The 17443-nt window shown below is 67.2% G+C and carries 11 protein-coding genes and 2 riboswitches; of the genes, 4 read left to right on the forward strand and 7 right to left on the reverse strand.

The window, feature by feature from the left end:
- Positions 1–127: 127 nt before the first annotated feature.
- Together PotMrB4_RS26395 and PotMrB4_RS26400 are read right to left on the reverse strand one after the other, a co-directional pair.
- Complete coding sequence (locus PotMrB4_RS26395) at positions 128–1492, reverse strand: DUF3999 domain-containing protein (protein WP_044405446.1); 1365 nt, start codon at positions 1490–1492, stop codon at positions 128–130.
- A complete protein-coding gene (locus PotMrB4_RS26400; RefSeq protein WP_172434870.1) occupies positions 1489–5181 on the reverse strand; it encodes a DUF2339 domain-containing protein in 3693 nt (1230 codons plus the stop codon). Before PotMrB4_RS26400 ends, PotMrB4_RS26395 begins: the two co-directional genes overlap by 4 nt.
- A 238-nt stretch (positions 5182–5419) precedes the next feature.
- On the opposite strand from PotMrB4_RS26400, the gene PotMrB4_RS26405 reads away from it, so the two are divergent.
- Positions 5420–5818: a YkgJ family cysteine cluster protein gene (locus tag PotMrB4_RS26405; protein ID WP_142013676.1), complete on the forward strand. Its 399-nt coding sequence runs from the start codon at positions 5420–5422 to the stop codon at positions 5816–5818.
- Between the two features lie 66 nt (positions 5819–5884).
- On the opposite strand, the gene PotMrB4_RS26410 is transcribed toward PotMrB4_RS26405, so the two are convergent.
- Together PotMrB4_RS26410 and cptA are read right to left on the reverse strand one after the other, a co-directional pair.
- Positions 5885–6793, reverse strand: a complete 909-nt coding sequence (locus PotMrB4_RS26410; RefSeq protein WP_172434871.1) for a DUF808 domain-containing protein — start codon at positions 6791–6793, stop codon at positions 5885–5887.
- A gap of 170 nt (positions 6794–6963) precedes the next feature.
- Positions 6964–8748, reverse strand: a complete 1785-nt coding sequence (gene cptA / locus PotMrB4_RS26415) for a phosphoethanolamine transferase CptA (RefSeq protein WP_172434872.1) — start codon at positions 8746–8748, stop codon at positions 6964–6966.
- 539 nt (positions 8749–9287) lie between these two features.
- Here cptA and PotMrB4_RS26420 point away from each other — a divergent pair.
- The 3 genes from PotMrB4_RS26420 to PotMrB4_RS26430 all read left to right on the forward strand — a co-directional run bounded on the left by PotMrB4_RS26420 (position 9288) and on the right by PotMrB4_RS26430 (position 13520).
- On the forward strand, positions 9288–10772 hold the full coding sequence (locus tag PotMrB4_RS26420) for a M4 family metallopeptidase (RefSeq protein ID WP_172434873.1): 1485 nt from the start codon (positions 9288–9290) through the stop codon (positions 10770–10772).
- A 224-nt stretch (positions 10773–10996) separates the two neighbouring features.
- Complete coding sequence (locus tag PotMrB4_RS26425) at positions 10997–12640, forward strand: methyl-accepting chemotaxis protein (RefSeq protein ID WP_172434874.1); 1644 nt, start codon at positions 10997–10999, stop codon at positions 12638–12640.
- 47 nt (positions 12641–12687) lie between these two features.
- Positions 12688–12778, forward strand: a riboswitch (glycine riboswitch).
- Positions 12779–12878, forward strand: a riboswitch (glycine riboswitch).
- Between the two features lie 21 nt (positions 12879–12899).
- Positions 12900–13520, forward strand: a complete 621-nt coding sequence (locus PotMrB4_RS26430; protein WP_160480254.1) for a trimeric intracellular cation channel family protein — start codon at positions 12900–12902, stop codon at positions 13518–13520.
- Between the two features lie 59 nt (positions 13521–13579).
- On the opposite strand, the gene PotMrB4_RS26435 is transcribed toward PotMrB4_RS26430, so the two are convergent.
- From PotMrB4_RS26435 to thiI, 3 genes are all read right to left on the reverse strand, one after another.
- Positions 13580–13930 (reverse strand): hypothetical protein, encoded by a 351-nt coding sequence (locus tag PotMrB4_RS26435; RefSeq protein ID WP_172434875.1) that lies wholly within the window; start codon positions 13928–13930, stop codon positions 13580–13582.
- 107 nt (positions 13931–14037) lie between these two features.
- Complete coding sequence (gene typA, locus PotMrB4_RS26440) at positions 14038–15855, reverse strand: translational GTPase TypA (protein WP_044405428.1); 1818 nt, start codon at positions 15853–15855, stop codon at positions 14038–14040.
- A gap of 129 nt (positions 15856–15984) precedes the next feature.
- The gene (gene thiI / locus PotMrB4_RS26445; protein ID WP_172434876.1) at positions 15985–17439 is read right to left on the reverse strand and encodes a tRNA uracil 4-sulfurtransferase ThiI; all 1455 of its coding nucleotides are present in this window, start codon (positions 17437–17439) and stop codon (positions 15985–15987) included.
- Positions 17440–17443: the final 4 nt, after the last annotated feature.

Genomic DNA, 17443 nt, shown 5'->3' on the forward strand with positions numbered 1-17443 from the left:
CGGGGAGGAAGCGCGTTTCACGGCGTCGGAACCTGTCTGGAAGGGAGGCGCGGCCCATGCCGCGCGACCGGGCAAAGATACAGCAAAAAGCCACCATTCATGTGACAGATGGTGGCAATGACGCCGCTTATGCGCCCTTGTTCTGGGTACGCAGCAGGCTGACCGCCATCATCACCAGCAGCCCCACGCCCAGCAGCAGGACGGCCCAGAGGCCGAAGCGCTTCCAGTCGGTCTGCTCGGCCTGGACAGCGGCCTTCTCCTCCGCCACGGCCTGGGTGACGCGCAGGTCGCCCTCGATCCGCGCCTGGCCCATCTTCGCCAGCGAGTCGTTCCGCAGGCCGGGCACCAGGGTGCCCAGCGGCAGCGCCGAGGACGTGGCCGCCGGGCGTCCGACGGCCAGCACGAAGGGGCCGGTGCCCCGCGCGAGGAACACCACCTCGGTGGCGCGCATGCCCACCCGCAGCGCCGGGCCCTGGGTGCCGAAGCCGCCGGCACGCAGGTCCACCTTCAGGCGCACCTGCTGGATGCGGTCCCAGCCGGAGAGGATCAGCTCGTCATGGACGTTCTCCTTGCCCTCCCCCGGCAGGCGGTAGAGCAGGCCCGAAGTGAGCGGCCGCCACTGGCCGGCCGGGTCGTTGCGCGATTGCAGCTGGACCGGTGCCAGGGTGTTGGGCTGCTCCAGGGCGAAACGCAGGCGCTCGGCGGCGATGGGCAGCGGCAGGTCCCAGCGGTACTCACCCTCCCCTTCACTGCGCGCCGGCAGCGGATCGGACCAGACCATCGGCGCCGGTCGGCTCTCGCGGCTGGCCGTGGTGACCCGCGCGGCGGACAGCACCGGAGCCTCGGCGTCCAGCCACAACAGGCGCAGGTAGCGGGCGGGCTGGCCCGGCAGCGCCACTTCACGCTGGTCGATGCGATCCCCGCCGAAGCTCAGCCGGGCCAGTTGGCCGGTGCCCCAGGGGCGCCAGTCCTGCAGGTCGTCGCTGGCCTCGATGGAGAAGCGCTGGAAGCCCTCCTCGCCCGTCGTCCAGTCCAGCACCAGGCGCTCCAGCGGGCCCTGGGCGGCGCTGGCGTCCAGCAGCCAGCCGCGCAGGCGCTCGCCCGGTGCGGCGGGCTCCTCCGGCACCACTTCCACCAGGGTGCCGGTGGTGCTGCGCTCCACCCGCACGCGGGGCGCGCTGTCCACATTGGCCGGGCCACGCAGGGGGAACCACTTGAGGTCCAGCGCCTGCTCGGTGCGGGCGGTGCTGCCTTCGCTGCGGGTCAGCGAGTAGGCCAGCGGCTCGCCCTCGGCGTTGAACACCCGCAGGTCACGCAGATCGCCATGGGCTGCCGCCAGTTGCAGGGCCATGGGCAGCTCCAGGCGGTACCAGGGGCCTTGCCCCTCCACCTTGAGCGGCACCTGGGCGGTGTAGTCGGCGAGCTTCTCGGCGGCGAATGCCGGGCTGGCCACTGCCAGGCAGGCGCCCAGCAACAGGGTTAGACGACTCATGTACTGACCTGCTCCGTTTCAGCGGCGCCCCGCTTGGGCGGCAAGGGCGCGAAGTAACCGACGACCAGCAGCAGCACGCCGACGCCGATGAAGGAAATGATGCGTTCCAGGCCGCCCCGGTTGCCCAGTTCGACGAAGAACAGCTTGGCCACCACCACGCCGATCAGCGCCGCGCCCACCAGCCACAGCTCGCGGTGCACGCGGCGGTGGCCGCCGACCATCAGGCCGAGGGCGATGGTGGTCCAGACCAGGGACAGCCCCGCCTGTACCAGCATGGAATCCAGCTGGGCCTGCAGGGTGAAGGGCACGCCGCCCCAGTGGTGGGCGGTGCGGAACACCACGGCCGTGGCCAGGGCGAACAGCGAGGCGCCCACCACCACCTGGGGCAGCCAGCGCTCCACGTCTTCGCCCAGGCCGAACTCGGGCAGGTAGTCGCGCAGCCACAGGCTGACCCCCAGCAGGGCGAACAGCAGGCCCAGCTCCAGCGGGTTGACCAGCGGCAGGTAGGGCAGCGGATCGGCGCTGCCGTCGCTCCAGGCGTTGGCCACCCAGAACCAGCCGAGCATCATCAGCGCCAGCGGCAGCGCGGCCCACAGGCGGTACTCGCGCGGGTGCGCGGACACCGGCCAGGGCAGGCGCGGCAGGCGGGTCATCGCCAGCAGGTAGAGGCTCGGCAGCAGCGCCCAGCCCAGCCAGCGCCAGGCGTTGTAGTGCTCGGAAAGCAGCAGGAGCAGGTAGCGCAGCTCCAGCGCCAGCACACCGAGGATCAACCAGCAGCCGAGCACGTGGGCGGCACTGCGCGCGCCCTCCGGCAGCAGGTCATGCAGGCGCTTGAGCACCAGCAGGTGAGCGGCGAACACCAGCCCCCAGCCCAGCCAGCCGAAGTCGGCCGCCGGGTGGTAGCGCGGCGTCCAGGCACCGAGCAGGGCCACCAGCGCCGCCGGCACCAGCAGCAGGCAGAGCAGTGCCAGGCCTTCCCAGCGCTCACGACGCGCCAGTTGCGACCAGGCCGCCACGCTCAGGGCCGCCAGCACCAGCGCCAGGGGCACGCGCAGCGCCGGCTCGGCGAAGCGGATGATCTCCAACAGCCCCGCCAGGGCCCACCAGCCGGCACTCCACACCAGCAGCAGCTGGGCCAGGTGGCCGAGGCTGACGCCCGGCAGGCGCGGGTCTTCGCGGCGGTGCTCGCGGTGCAGGCGCCAGGCCCCCACCAGCGCCGCCAGGGCCAGCACGGCCGGCGTCCAGAAGCCGGCATGGGCCAGCGGGCGCAGCCCCTCGCTGCTCAGCTCACCCAGCAGCAGCGGGCTGACCGCCAGGAAGGTGATGCCGGCCACGGCCTGCAGCCCCAGGCCGAAGACGAAGCTGGCGCGCAGCTGCAGGTGCAGGCTGAGCCAGATGATCAGCAGGCCGCTGCCGCCCCAGACGGCGGCGGCCGAGCGCCACGGCAGGACGAACAGCACCGCCAGGTTGATGAACACCAGGCCCGCCAGCAGCACCACGGACATGCCACGCAGCAGGCGCGCGTCGTCGCGCACCATCTCGTCCCGCGCGGCCACCAGCATGCCGCCGATCAGCGCCAGGCCGATCAGCGAGGCGGTGATCAGGCTGCGCCAGCCCAGCGCGCCGCCGGCGCCCAGGCTGTCGCGGTCGATGCCCAGCAGGAACACCGCCCCACCCAGCAACTGCACCGCAAAGGCGGCGAAGAGGAAGGTGCGCGAACGCAGGCGCAGGCCAGCGAACAGCGTGGCCAGGCCGGCCAGCGCCCAGGCGATGGCGGTGCCTTCGGCGTACCAGCACAGCGGCGCGATCAGGTAGAGGAAGCCCAGGCCACAGGCCGCCAGCACCGGCTGCAGGCCAGGCTCGTGGCTGCGCAGGCGGTCCGCCGGGGTGATGCGCAGCTGCCAGTAGCTGAACAGGCCGGCCACGCCCAGCATCAGGGCGCCCAGGGGCGCGCCTTCCAGCAGGCTGTTGCGGCCCAGCTCCAGGCCGCTGATGAAGGCCAGCGCCGCACCGGCCTGCAGGGCCAGGGCGAAGGCGCGGGCCAGCGGGCGGCCCTGGCGCAGGCCGAGCCAGAAGATGCCGGCCCCTTCCACCGCCCAGGCGGCGGAGGTCCAGCGGGCGTCCAGCCCCAGCGGGATGGCCAGGGTGCCGAACACCACGCCCAGAGCCAGGCAGGTTTCCACCAGCAGCAGCGCGCGGCCGGCGGTGCGCCCGGCCACCAGGCGCGCCAGCACCATGTAGAACAGGCCGAGGGCCAGGGCGCTGAAGGCGGCACCGAATTCCAGGTGGCGGATCACCGCGTACTGCAGGCCGAAGCCCACCAGCGGCGGGCCGAACAGCACGGTGGCGTCTAGGTAGTCGCCCTGGCGGACCGACCAGTTCAACAGCGCGTCACGCTCCGTCGGTGCGTTGGCCGCCTCGCGCAGGCGCCGACGGGCGAACAGCAGGCCGATGGCCACGTACATCAGGAAGAACAGCACCAGGAAGGGCTCGGTGCTGGCGAACAGCTCCGGCTTATAGCTGTTAATGCCCCAGGCCATGCCGATGCCGAAGGTGCCGACGAAGCCGATCAGGTTGAGCAGGCGCCAGGCCTTGAACCAGGCGATGGCGAAGATGCCGGCATTGAGCAGGGCGAAGTAGGAGAACAGCGCCACATGGTTGCCGCTGCCGGTGGAGGTGAGGATCGGCGCGGCGAAACCACCCAGCGCCGCAGCAGCGGCCAGGCCGAGTGCATCCTGCAGCACCGCGAGCACGGCCGAGCACAGCGTGACCACCACCAGCAGCACCAGCGCGGCCTTCGGGTCCAGCAGCGGGTGCAGGCGCATGGCCGCGAACACCGTCAGGTACAGCACCGCGATCCCCGCGCCCTGCAGCATCAAGGCATAGGACGGGTTGCGGCGACGCAACCACCAGCCGAGCCCCAGCAGGGCGATGGCGGCCGCCGCCACGCCGGCGTAGCGCACCTGGATCGGCACCACCATGCCTTCGGTGGCGTAGCGCAGCAGGAAGGCCAGGCCGAGGAACAGCAGCAGCACACCGACGCGCAGCACGGTATTGCCGCCGAACAGCCAGGCCTTGGCCGCGGCAAACCCGCGCTCGAACAGCGAGGGCTCGTAGCGATAACCCGGCTCGCTGCGGGGCGCCGGAGCATGCCGGACGATGGGGCGTGGTGCAGGTTGTTCCGGTTGCTGAGGCGCCGCTTCGGCGGCGGCAACGGGTTCGGGGAGGGGCTCGAGGGTCCAGTCCAGCGGCGCTTCGGGCGCGGCAGGCCCCTCGGCGGCGACCTGCGCAGCCACAGGCGGCTCCACGTCGGCCGGCAGTTCCCAGACCAGCTCGGTCTCTTCAGGCTGCGGCTCGGGCCGGGCGGTGACCTCGGGCTGAGGCACGGCGGCGGGCGTTTCCACCGCCGGGGCGGGCGGCGCGTCGGCCACCGGGGCGCGGGCCGGCCGCTCGGCGGTGCGTTTCTCCACCTCCAGCAGGCGCTGGAACAGGGCTTCGGTGCCCTTTTCGAAGCGGGTGGAGAATTCGCGGAGTTCCTTCTGCAGGCGGGCATTTTCCTGCCCCAGGCCCTGCAGGCGGATCGCCTGCCCCAGGCCGAGGCCCATCAGCCCCCCCAGCAAGGCGCCGGTGATCGATTCACCAGCCGCCGCCCCCATGGCCAAGCCGACCAGCATGAAAATCCATTGCATGCGCTGTCTTCCCGAGAGTGAGAAAGTCGCCGTGCCGGCATCGAGGCCGGGCCTTGCGGCGATGCGCCAGTATATTCGGCGCAAGGTACCGCGCCCTACAGACGAATGCCGGTTGCCTCACAGACACAGCAATTTCACGGAAATTCGGGCCGTCACGCGCCGGTCGGCGGCGCGCTGTTCACAAATTGGCCAATCCCGCTATGATGCGCGCCCCTCCAAGCCCTGACCCTGCCCTGACATGAAGACCCTGCTGATCGTCGGCGCCGATCTCGATCGCACCGAAACCTGGATCCGCTACGAGAAAAGCATGTGCCACGCGTGCGTTTCCAGCTGCTGCACCATGCCGGTGGAAGCCCGCCTGAGCGACCTGATCCGCATGGAGCTGGTGGACGAATTCGAGCGCGGCGAGCCGCTGAAGAACATCGCCAAGCGGCTGATGAAGGACGGGGTGGTGGAGCGCTTCAACCAGAAGACCGGGCTCTTCACGCTGACGCGGATGAGCAACAACGACTGCTACTTCCTGAACCGCAAGACGCGCCTGTGCACCATCTACGACAAGCGCCCGGAAACCTGCCGCAACCACCCGAAGATCGGCCCCCGCCCCGGCTACTGCGCCTTCAAGCCGATCGAAGCCTGATCGCCCTCGCCCGGACGGAACTCCTGCAGCCCGGGCTTACGCCCGGGAATGCGCAGCGGCTGAAGGTCAGCCCTTGCCCAGCACCTTTTTCACCAGGCTCACGCCCATCAGCACCACGGCGCCGGCGAGGATGCCGACCACGCCGTTGACCAGGGTCGGGACGGCCACGCCCATGGAGCCGGCAGCCTCGGCCAGGTGATGGATGGGTTCATGGGCGGCGGGGATACCGTGGGTGAGGATGCCGCCACCGACCAGGAACATCGCGGCGGTACCGATCACCGAGAGCGCCTTCATCATGTACGGCGCGGCCCGCAGGATGCCGCGACCGATGGCCTGGGCCGTCGCACTGGCCTTGCGCACCAGGTAGAAACCCAGGTCGTCGAGTTTGACGATGCCGGCCACCAGGCCATAGACGCCCACGGTCATGATCGCGGCGATGCCCACCAGCACCGCGACCTGCACGGCGAAGCTGGACTCGCTGACGGTGCCGAGGGTGATGGCGATGATTTCGGCCGAGAGGATGAAGTCGGTGCGGATCGCGCCCTTGATCTTGTCCTTCTCGAAGGTCACCAGGTCGACGTCGCTCTTGGCCAGGGCGTCGACGTGTTCGGCATGGGCCTTCTCGTCGTCTTCGGCGCTGTGCAGCCACTTGTGGGCGAGCTTCTCGAAGCCTTCGAAGCACAGGTAGGCGCCGCCCACCATCAGCAGCGGGGTCACCAGCCAGGGGGCGACGGCGCTGATCAGCAACGCGGCCGGCACCAGGATGGCCTTGTTCACCGCCGAGCCCTTGGCCACGGCCCACACCACCGGCAACTCACGCTCGGCCTGCACGCCGGAAACCTGCTGGGCATTGAGCGCGAGGTCGTCGCCCAATACGCCGGCGGTCTTCTTCGCGGCAACCTTGGTCATAAGGGATACGTCGTCGAGCACGCTGGCGATGTCGTCGATCAGGGTGAGCAGGCTGGCTCCGGCCATGGGGGAATCCTTCGTCGGTTGGGCGGTGGAACGCTGGGGCGGCATGATGCAACAGCGCCCCGCCCCATTCCATGCACGGGATGGAAAAAACCGACAAAAAAGACGCCCTCACCGCTCATGCAAAGGCGACGTGATCGGACGAAGGGGTGAAGCGACGCGGGCCGCTGGGATCAGCCCCGGGTACTGGGCGGGCCGCTCTTGAGCGGCAGTTCGTCACCCTCGCGGGCTACCTCCACCGGGGCGGGCGCCCTGGGCTTTGGCTTGATCAGGCTGAAGTCGATCAGCGACTTGGGCTGGTCCGGGTTGCCGATCAGCCGCGGGCGCTCCTTGAACGCGGCGTTCACCACGCTGCGACTGGGGTCGAAGGTGTCGAAGCGCAGGCCCGCCAGGTCCGCCCAGGTGTAGATCAGCGCACTGCTGCTCAGCGGACGCGACTCGACGCCGGCCACTTGCTGCGGGTGGTCACGCTTCCACTTCGGGCTGCTCCAGACCATGAAGGGGATGGTGTACATGGGCGAGGTGGGCGCCGCCTCGTTGCGGCCCAGCACCGTGGGGTGCTCGGGGTCGAACACCGCCTCACCGTGGTCGGACAGGTAGAGCAGGAAGCCGTTGGGGTCGGTGGCCTTGAAGCGCTCGATCAGGGTGGAGACCACGTGGTCGTTGAACAGCACGGCGTTGTCGTAGCTGTTGTAGGTGGGCAGCTGGTCGTCGGTGACGTTCGGCGGCACGCCCTGGCGGTCGGTGAAGCGCTCGAACTCTTCCGGGTAGCGGTACTGGTAGCTCATGTGGGTACCCAGCAGGTGCACCACGATGAACTTGCGCGGGGCGTCCTCGGCCAGGACCTTGGAGAACGGCTCGAAGACGTCATCGTCGTACTGGCGGGCGTTCTGGTTGCGATTGTTGTTCAGGTAGAACTGCTCGTCCGCCTGCTTGGAGAAGGTGGTGAGCATGGTGTTGCGCTTGGTCAGGGTCTGCTGGTTGGTGATCCAGTAGGTCTTGTAGCCGGCCTGCTTCATCACGTTGACGATGGAAGGCGTGGACAGGTAGGCGTCGGGGTGCTGCTCGTCGGCGAAGGTCAGCACCTGCTGCAGCGCCTCGATGGTGTAGGGGCGCGGGGTGACGACGTTGTCGAACACCTGCAGCTCGCTGCGCAGGCGGTCGAGGTTGGGCGTGGTGGCGCGGGGGTAGCCGTACAGGCTCATGCGCTGGCGGTTGGTGGACTCGCCGATGACCAGCACCAGGGTGGCCGGTGCGTTGCCGAGGCTGTCCTTCAGGCCCGGCAGGGTGGCCACGGCGCGGTTGCCTTCCAGCAGGTCCTGCATGTTCGACAGTTGCTGGCGGTACTGGCGGTAGCCCACGGCCAGTTGCCAGGGCACGGCCGGCTCCAGGCGCTTGTCGATGGCGTCCATGGCCTCGGCCATGTTGGCGTTCACCACCATCTGCCGGGTCACCGGGTAGCCCAGCAGGGCGATGCCCAGCACCAGGCTGGCCACCCAGGCGGTACGCCGGGGCAGGTGGATCGGCCGCAGACCGCGCCACAGCAGCCAGGCCACGCCGGCGTAGGCCAGCACCACCAGCGGGATCCACCAGGCGAGGTACTGGGTCAGGTACTCGCTGGCCTCGGCGGTGTTGGACTCGAACATGATGAAGATGACGCTCTGGGAGAACTCCTGGCCGTACACCAGGAAGTAGAAGAACGCCGGCAGGGAGGCGAGCCACAGGAGCACGCCGATGACGCCGGCGATCAGCCGGGTACGGGCGGGGAACAGCAGCACCGGGATCAGCCACAGGCCGCTCAGCAGGAAGGCCTGGCGGAAGCCGGTGAAACCACTGGTGCCGGTGGCGAGGATCAGGGTCTGGGTGAGGCCTGAGAACAGCCAGAAGTACAGGAACAACCGGCCAATGCCGGCCCAGTCGACCTTTCCGCGCTTCCCTGCAACCTGTGCTTGCGACATACAGACTCCCCAGTTCGAGCTTCGGATGCCGACAGGGTCGGCGCTATCCGAAGGGACTGTGCCGAACCCCCTGTGAAAACTTCGTCAAAGCAAAGTCCCACGTCCGACACAACGTAGATGACATCAATTCGCCATATAACTGACATGGTTAACGGACGCTATGGCGAAAATGCCGACTTGACCAACGGCCTCGCACAAGAAGTCGAAGCCGGCTATAACGCTCCAGGCGACCTCTCGCCCTTCGCTGCACGTCCTTTCGTCGCCTTCCCTGACTGCACCAATTTGGGTCATCCCAGCGAAACCCTTGTCGCACTAGGATTTAAGCAGGACTTAAGTTCTTCGAATTGACTCGATATCAATAAATTCTCTTCGAACATCTTTGATATTCGAAATCACCCGTCTATATCTAAGCGCTCATCGCCCTGGCCCGGGCCACCCACCGGGCCTGCGCGGTGTCTCGCTCCGCTCTCACCCCCACAAGGCCGCCGGAGCAACACGGAGTCACCCTCCGTTTCCCAACAAAAAAGGAGAACCACGCCATGCAAAGGAAACTGTTCCAGCACTCGTTGATCGTGGCTGCCCTGGCCACCCCCGCGATGGGATTCGCGGCGGAACTGATCGACGTATCCACCCTCCCCACCCCGCGCTCCGGCCTGGCCGGTGGCGACATCCGCGCCGCCCTCGGCGTGGCGGACGATGACCTGGTCAAGGAATCGAGCACCCGCCTGCCCAGCGGCACCCAGGTCACCCGCTACCAGCAGTACTACAAGGGCGTCCGCGTCTGGGGCGAGGCCATCACCGAGGCCGCCACCGGCAGCCAGCCCCGGCGCGCCGGGCGACTGGTGGCCGGCATCGAGCAGGACCTGGTGCGCGACGCCACCCCGACCCTCAGCGCCGAGCAGGCCCTGCAGCAGGCCCGCAGCCTGGTGAACACCAGCCAGCCGGTGAGCAACGAGCAGAGCGAACTGGTGGTGCGCCTGAACGAGCAGAAGCAGGCCCAGCTGGCCTATGTGGTCTCGTTCTTCGTCGGCGGGCCGGAGCCGTCGCGGCCCCACGTGATGATCGAGGCCAACACCGGCGAGGTGCTGCGCCGCTGGGAGGGCCTGGCCCACGCCGAAGCCACCGGCCCGGGTGGCAACACCAAGACCGGCCGCTACCTGTACGGCACCCAGTACGGCCCGCTGATCGTCAATGACCGCTGCGAGATGAACAGCGGCGACGTGATCACCGTGAACCTCGGCAACAGCACCAGCAACACCAGCACCAAGCCCTTCCGCTTCGCCTGCCCGTACAACGAGTACAAGCTGACCAACGGCGCCTACTCGCCCCTCAACGACGCCCACTACTTCGGCAACGTGGTGTTCCAGATGTACGGCAACTGGTTCGGCGGCCTGCGCCCGCTGAACGAGAAGAAGCTGTACATGAAAGTCCACTACGGCAACGGCTACGAGAACGCGTTCTGGGACGGCCAGGCGATGACCTTCGGCGACGGCAAGAACCGCTTCTACCCGCTGGTTTCCCTCGACGTGTCGGCCCACGAGGTCAGCCACGGCTTCACCGAGCTGAACTCCGGCCTGGTCTACGAGGGGCAGTCGGGCGGCATGAACGAGGCCTTCTCGGACATGGCCGGCGAGGCCGCCGAGTACTACATGAAGGGCCAGAACGACTGGAAGGTGGGCGCCGAGATCTTCAAGGGCACCGGCTCACTGCGCTACATGGACCAGCCGAGCCGTGACGGCAGTTCCATCGACAACGCCAGCGACTACTACGACGGCATCGACGTGCACCACGCCAGCGGGGTGTACAACCGGGCCTTCTACCTGCTGGCCCAGTCCACCGGCTGGAACACCCGCAAGGCCTTCGAAGTGTTCGTCGACGCCAACCGCTTCTACTGGACCGAGACCAGCACCTACGACCAGGGGGCCTGCGGCGTGATCCGCTCGGCACAGAACCGCAGCCGGTCGACGGCGGACGTGATCGCCGCGTTCAAGGCCGTGGGCGTGAGTTGCAAGACAGCGCTGTAATCCAGGCCTGACGCATGACCCCAGCAGGTTCGCCTGCCGGGGTCATTTCTCAACCGAGGCAAAGCCCGGCAAATGAAATCTCCGGCTCCCGGCAGACAAGAAAATTCCAGAAAACCCAGGCACGACCTGGCCACTTGCCATTCAAGTTCTGTCAGAGTATTCCGAAACAAAATGTAGGCCGGCGCAACGACGGCCGGACTCCCCTCTCGGATGGAACTGACCTCATGCCGTCGCTGCGTTCTGTCAGCCTGCAGACCAAGATTCTGCTGGCCATCACCCTGGTCAACCTGATCAGCATCGCCACCTTCATCAGCTACGCGCAGTACGTGAAGTCGCTGGACATCCGCGAGCAGATGGACAACCGCCTGCGCGCCGCCGCCCATGCCGTGCCGCGCCTGCTGGGCAACGACTACCTGGAACGCACACGAACCGCCGACGGCCTGCGCGAGGGCGAGTACCTGCAGCAGGTGCGCAACCTGGGCGAGTACGCCGGCGAGGTGGGCCTGAAGTTCGCCTACACCCTGATGGTCGACGGCAGCGGCCGGGTCTTCTACCTCTCCGACGGCGCCAGCGGCGACGAGATCGCCAGCGACAGCTACGCCAAGCACCTGGAGGAGTACAAGGACGCCAGCCCGGCGGTGATCCAGGCGGCCCGCAGCGGCCAGGCGCAGTTCGACGAATATACCGACAGCTACGGGACCTTCCGCTCCATCTTCCTGCCGATGCGCACCGCCAGCGGCCAGCCCTATGTCGTCGGCGTGGACGTGACCCTGACCAGCCTCGACCAGGCCATCACCGACAGCCTGCACAGCCTGCTGCTGATCGGCAGCGTGACCCTGGGCATCGGCCTGCTGCTGTCCTGGCTGGTGACCCGCATGCTGGTGCATGCCATTCGCGGCCTGACCAGCCAGCTCAACCAGATCGCCCAGAACCGCGACCTCTCCCGCCCGCTGGCCGTCACCAGCGAGGACGAGCTGGGGCAGATGGGCACGCGCCTCTCCGGCCTGCTGCAGGACCTGCGCCAGACCCTTGCCGGCGCCCTCGGCATGGCCGACAGCAACCAGCAGCTGGCGGAAACCTTCCTCCGCCGCGCCGACGACATCACCCAGCAGATCCAGCAGGCCGCCCACCAATTGGCGGACGTGGATCACCACGGCCAGTCCATCCAGCAGGCCGCCGGGCAATCCTCCAACCTGGCCGGCGCGGTGCGCAGCAACCTCGAGCGCACCAGCAGCGAGCTGAGCCGGGCCCACCAGGAGCTGCAGCAGCTGATCGCCGACGTGCACGGCAGCACCTCGTCCAACATCGAACTGGCCACCGACCTCGACGGCCTCAGCCGCGAGGCGGAGCAGATCGGCCAGGTGCTGCAGATGATTGCCGGCATCTCCGAACAGACCAACCTGCTGGCCCTCAACGCTGCCATCGAAGCCGCCCGCGCCGGGGACGCCGGCCGGGGTTTCGCCGTGGTGGCCGACGAGGTGCGCAAGCTGGCGGGCCAGACCAAGAGCGTGTTGAGCGACGCCCACCGGGTGATCGACCAGGTGACTGGCGCCATCCGCCAGATCGCCCAGCGAATGGGCAGCACCGCAGAGCGTTCCCGCGCCCTGGCCGGCAATGCCGACGAGGCGCTGGACGCACTGGACACCCTGGTGCGCCAGATGGGCGAGGTGAACGCCAACGTCGAGCAGGCCCTGGCCAGCAGCGAGCACATCCAGCACGCCGTGGCCGACATGTCCGGCCGCCTGGGGGACATGCGCAGCGCCTTCGAGCATACCCGCCAGGACGTGGACGCCATCAACCATTCCGCCGCCGAACTGGGCGACACGGCCCGCGCCCTGAAGAGCGGGCTGGGCGTGTTCCGCACCTGACACAGGGAAGCTGACCGCTCGCACAACTTTGGTGCAACGCATATACTCCGCGCCCCGCAGGAGAGAGGGGCGCCATGCGCTCCCGCCGAAGGCGCAAACTCCCATAATCGCTCAGGCAGCAGTCACTGCGGATTTCCATGATCGCCAACTGGAGAGCGGCCGCCGGCGAGCGGCCCACCGAAGGGGCAAACGGCACGCGCCGTAGAAACTCTCAGGTACACAGGACAGGGGGAGGGGCAGCACAACGCAGGAGTTCTGTGTGCTTACCTCTGTCTACCTGATCGCCATCTGTGCAGAAGCCATGTCCGGCGCCCTCGCTGCCGGTCGTCGCAACATGGACCTGTTCGGCGTCAGCCTCATCGCCTTCCTCACCGCCCTGGGCGGCGGCACCGTCCGCGACATCCTCCTCGGCCACTACCCGGTGAGCTGGACCCAGCACCCCGAGTACATCTTCCTCACCATCGGCGCCGGCCTGATGGCCATGCTGCTGTCACGCTTCATGCACCACCTGCGGCAGCTGTTCCTGGTGCTGGATGCCATGGGCCTGATCGCCTTCACGGTGATCGGCTGCAATGTCGCCCTGGGCCTGGACTACGCGCTGCCGGTGGTGGCGATGGCCGGGATCATCACCGGCATCTTCGGCGGCATCCTCCGCGACATCCTCTGCAACCGCACCCCGCAGGTGCTGCGCCAGGAGCTCTACGCCAGCGTCTCCCTGCTGGTCGCCCTGCTCTACCTGGGCCTGCGCCAGCAGGGCGTGAACGAGGACATCAACCTGCTCGCCTCCTTCAGCGTCGGCCTGCTGCTACGCCTTTCGGCGATCCGCTTCGGCTGGTCGCTGCCGATGTTTTCCTATGCTCCGGGGCGGTGGGAGCACTAGCCCTTTTCGAACCGCACGGGCAGAAGAGGCTCCACGCGCCCCACTGCCCGCTCTAGCCATCAGCACTCGATGCCGACCATCCATTGGGTCTTGTCAGCGTTGCTGCGGTCCAGATCAGCACGACGGACGAGCGGGTCGGTGCATCCCCGAGGCTTGATGTACTCCTCCGCTACGCGCGCCGCCTCATCGATCGTCATTGCGCGGCGGTCATCGCGCTCCACGGTGATGTAGAAGGGCTTCTGGAACATCACGATGTAGGCGTCCAGCGTGTAGCGCTGACCCGCGATCTCGAGGTTGGCGTGGTACTCGTCGAAGCGAGTGAGATGGCGGGTGTCGAGGGTGCGCGGTGATGCACAGCCAAGGGTCAGCAAGGCCAGGCCTGCCAGGCAAGCCAGCGAAGTCACTTTCATGGGTCTCTCCTGATGAAACAGCGGCACTGCCAGGGGTGGCAGTGCCTCTCAACAAAAAGTCCCCGCCGGATCGCTCCGGCGGGGGCTTTTCAGTTACTGATCGGAGATCAGACCTTGCTGCGCTCGTAGCGCTTGCGGTCGTTCTCGTTCAGCATTTTCTTGCGCAGGCGGATGGACTTCGGCGTCACTTCCACCAGTTCGTCGTCGGCGATGAATTCCAGCGCCTGCTCCAGGGTGAACTTGATCGGCGGAACCAGGGCGATGACTTCGTCCTTGCCGGAAGCGCGCATGTTGTCGAGCTTCTTGCCCTTGGTGGGGTTGATCACCAGGTCGTTGTCACGGCTGTTGATGCCGCACAGTTGGCCTTCGTAGATCTCGTCGCCCGGGGCGAGGAACAGCTTGCCGCGGCTCTGCAGGGTTTCCAGCGAGTAGGTCAGGGCGGTGCCGGTGGCCATGGAGACCAGTACGCCGTTCTGACGGTTGGTGACTTCGCCGGCCTTGATCGGGCCGTAGTGGCTGAAGGTCGAGGTCAGGATGCCGGTGCCCGAGGTCAGGGTCAGGAAGTTGTTGCGGAAGCCGATCAGGCCACGTGCCGGGATGGTGTACTCCAGGCGGACGCGACCCTTGCCGTCGGGGATCATGTTGGTCAGATCGCCCTTGCGCAGGCCCATCTGCTCCATCACCGAGCCCTGGTGCTGCTCTTCGATGTCGATGGTGACGTTCTCGTAGGGCTCCTGCTTCTCGCCGTCCTTCTCGATGATCACCACTTCCGGACGGCCTACGCCCATCTCGAAGCCTTCACGGCGCATGGTTTCGATCAGTACGGACAGATGCAGCTCGCCACGACCGGAGACCTTGAACTTCTCGGCGGAATCGCCCGCTTCGACGCGCAGGGCGACGTTGTGCAGCAGTTCCTTCTCCAGACGGTCCTTGATGTTGCGGCTGGTGACGAACTTGCCTTCCTTGCCGGCGAAGGGCGAGTCGTTGACCTGGAAGGTCATGCTCACGGTGGGCTGGTCGACGGTCAGCGGCGGCAGGGCTTCGACGTTTTGCGGGTCGCACAGGGTGTCGGAGATGAACAGTTCGTCCATGCCGCTGACGCAGACGATGTCACCGGCTTCGGCTTCGGCGACTTCGACGCGCTGCAGGCCGGAGTGACCCATGATCTTCAGGACGCGGCCGTTGCGCTTGCTGCCGTCGTCGCTGACGGCCACCACCGGGGTGTTGGTCTTGATCTTGCCACGGGCGATGCGGCCGATGCCGATCACGCCGAGGAAGCTGTTGTAGTCCAGCTGGGAGATCTGCATCTGGAACGGGCCTTCGGTGTCCACCACCGGGGCCGGGACGTGGTCGATGATCGCCTGGAACAGGGCGTCCATGTTGTCGTCCATCTTCTCGTGGTCGAGGCCGGCGATGCCGTTCAGGGCGCTGGCGTAGACGATCGGGAAGTCGAGCTGCTCGTCGGTGGCGCCGAGGTTGTCGAACAGGTCGAAGATCTGGTCGATGACCCAGTCAGGACGCGCGCCCGGACGGTCGATCTTGTTGACCACGACGATCGGACGCAGGCCGGCCTTGAAGGCTTTCTGGGTCACGAAGCGGGTCTGCGGCATGGGGCCGTCCTGGGCGTCGACCACCAGCAGCACGGAGTCCACCATGGACATCACGCGCTCCACCTCGCCACCGAAGTCGGCGTGGCCGGGGGTGTCGACGATGTTGATGTTGTAGCCGTTCCACTTGATGGCGGTGTTCTTCGCCAGGATGGTGATGCCGCGCTCTTTCTCCTGGTCGTTGGAGTCCATCACGCGCTCGGATTCCGCTTCTTTGCGGTCGAGGGTGCCGGAGAGCTTCAGCAGTTTGTCTACCAGGGTGGTCTTGCCATGGTCGACGTGGGCGATGATGGCGATGTTGCGCAGTTTTTCGATCACGGGTGTATCTCGATCAGGGGATTCGGTGTGCCGCTGAGTCTAGGCGGCCTGTATGAAGATCAGTCGATTCGGCGCGGCCGCCGGTCGGGGGGGCGGTGACGGATGCTGCCGCCGTAGAGCCCGGGCTGTTTAAGCCGGGCGATAAACGCGCACATTCGTATGCCCCTCGCTGAGCAGGTGGTGAGCGTGGAGGCGGCTCATGACGCCCTTGTCGCAATACAGGAGGTACTGGCGGTTGGCGTCCAGGTCCTTGAAGCGGCTGTTGATCGCGTAGAAGGGCAGCGCTTGCACGTCGATGCCTTCCAGCGCCAGCGGCTCGTCTTCCTGGGCGTCGGGGTGGCGGATGTCGAGGATGATCTGCCCCGGCAGGGCCTCGCGCACTTCCTCCACCTGCAGGCCCTGGCCCATCTCGTCGATCACGCGGTCGATGGCCACCAGGCGGGCGCGTTCCAGGGCGCGCTCCAGAACGGCCATGTCGAATTGCTCTTCCTCGTGCTCGATGCGGCCCGGCTTGGCGCGGGTGGTGGGGTTCACCGAGATCACGCCGCAGTACTCGGGCATGTGCTTGGCGAACTCGGCGGTGCCGATGCGGGTGGCGGTGTCGATGATGTCCTGCTTGTGGCTGGCGATCAGCGGGCGCAGCACCAGCATGTCGGTGGCCGAGTCGATCACCGAGAGGTTGGGCAGGGTCTGGCTGGACACCTGGGAGATGGCCTCGCCGGTCACCAGGGCGTCGATGTGCAGCTTCTTCGCCATGTGGGTGGCGGCGCGCAGCATCATGCGCTTGAGCACCACGCCCATCTGGCTGTTGTCGACCTTGCCGAGGATCTCGCCTACCACTTCCTCGAAGGGCACGCTGATGAACAGCACGCGCTGGGAGCGGCCGTACTTCTCCCACAGGTAGTGGGCCACTTCCATCACGCCCACTTCATGGGCACGGCCGCCGAGGTTGAAGAAGCAGAAGTGGGTCATCAGGCCGCGGCGCATCATCTGGAAGGCGGCGACGGTGGAGTCGAAACCACCGGACATCAGCACCAGGGTCTGCTCCAGCGAGCCCAGCGGGTAGCCGCCGAGGCCTTCGTGCTGGTGGTGGATGACGAACAGGCGCTGGTCGCGCACTTCCATCCGCACTTCCACTTCCGGGTTCTTCAGGGAGATGCCGGCGGCACCGCATTCGCGACGCAGGCGGCTGCCGACGTGGCGCTCCAGCTCCATGGAGCTGAAGCTGTGCTTGCCGGCACGCTTGCAGCGCACGGCGAAGATCTTGCCGGGCAGCTGGTCGGCGTAGTGCAGCTTGCACTTCTCGAAGACGTCGTCGAAATCACCCAGCGGGTATTCGTTGATTTCCAGGAAATGGGTGATGCCCGGCGTGCAGCTCAGGCGCTCGATCATCTCGGCCAGCAGCTTGGGCTCGGTGCACTGTGTCACCAGCTCCAGGTTGTCCCAGACGCCAGACACCTCGACATCCGAGTCGAGGTCGCGCAGCACGGACCGGATGTTCTTCGCGAGCTGGCGGATGAAGTGCTTGCGCACCGGCCGGCTCTTGATGGTGATTTCTGGGAAGACCTTGATGATGAGTTTCATGGAA

Origin of the sequence: Metapseudomonas otitidis, assembly GCF_011397855.1 — a bacterium.
In the GTDB taxonomy this organism is placed as follows: Bacteria; Pseudomonadota; Gammaproteobacteria; order Pseudomonadales; family Pseudomonadaceae; genus Metapseudomonas; species Metapseudomonas otitidis.

What these genes read in the sequence shown, in the direction of transcription:
- cptA (WP_172434872.1), bottom strand. Translation starts at nt 8,748, where the DNA reads ATGTCGCAAGCACAGGTTGCAGGGAAGCGCGGAAAGGTCGACTGGGCC.
- PotMrB4_RS26425 (WP_172434874.1), top strand. Translation starts at nt 10,997, where the DNA reads ATGCCGTCGCTGCGTTCTGTCAGCCTGCAGACCAAGATTCTGCTGGCC.
- PotMrB4_RS26435 (WP_172434875.1), bottom strand. Translation starts at nt 13,930, where the DNA reads ATGAAAGTGACTTCGCTGGCTTGCCTGGCAGGCCTGGCCTTGCTGACC.
- PotMrB4_RS26410 (WP_172434871.1), bottom strand. Translation starts at nt 6,793, where the DNA reads ATGGCCGGAGCCAGCCTGCTCACCCTGATCGACGACATCGCCAGCGTG.
- PotMrB4_RS26400 (WP_172434870.1), bottom strand. Translation starts at nt 5,181, where the DNA reads ATGCAATGGATTTTCATGCTGGTCGGCTTGGCCATGGGGGCGGCGGCT.
- PotMrB4_RS26420 (WP_172434873.1), top strand. Translation starts at nt 9,288, where the DNA reads ATGCAAAGGAAACTGTTCCAGCACTCGTTGATCGTGGCTGCCCTGGCC.
- PotMrB4_RS26405 (WP_142013676.1), top strand. Translation starts at nt 5,420, where the DNA reads ATGAAGACCCTGCTGATCGTCGGCGCCGATCTCGATCGCACCGAAACC.
- thiI (WP_172434876.1), bottom strand. Translation starts at nt 17,439, where the DNA reads ATGAAACTCATCATCAAGGTCTTCCCAGAAATCACCATCAAGAGCCGG.
- PotMrB4_RS26395 (WP_044405446.1), bottom strand. Translation starts at nt 1,492, where the DNA reads ATGAGTCGTCTAACCCTGTTGCTGGGCGCCTGCCTGGCAGTGGCCAGC.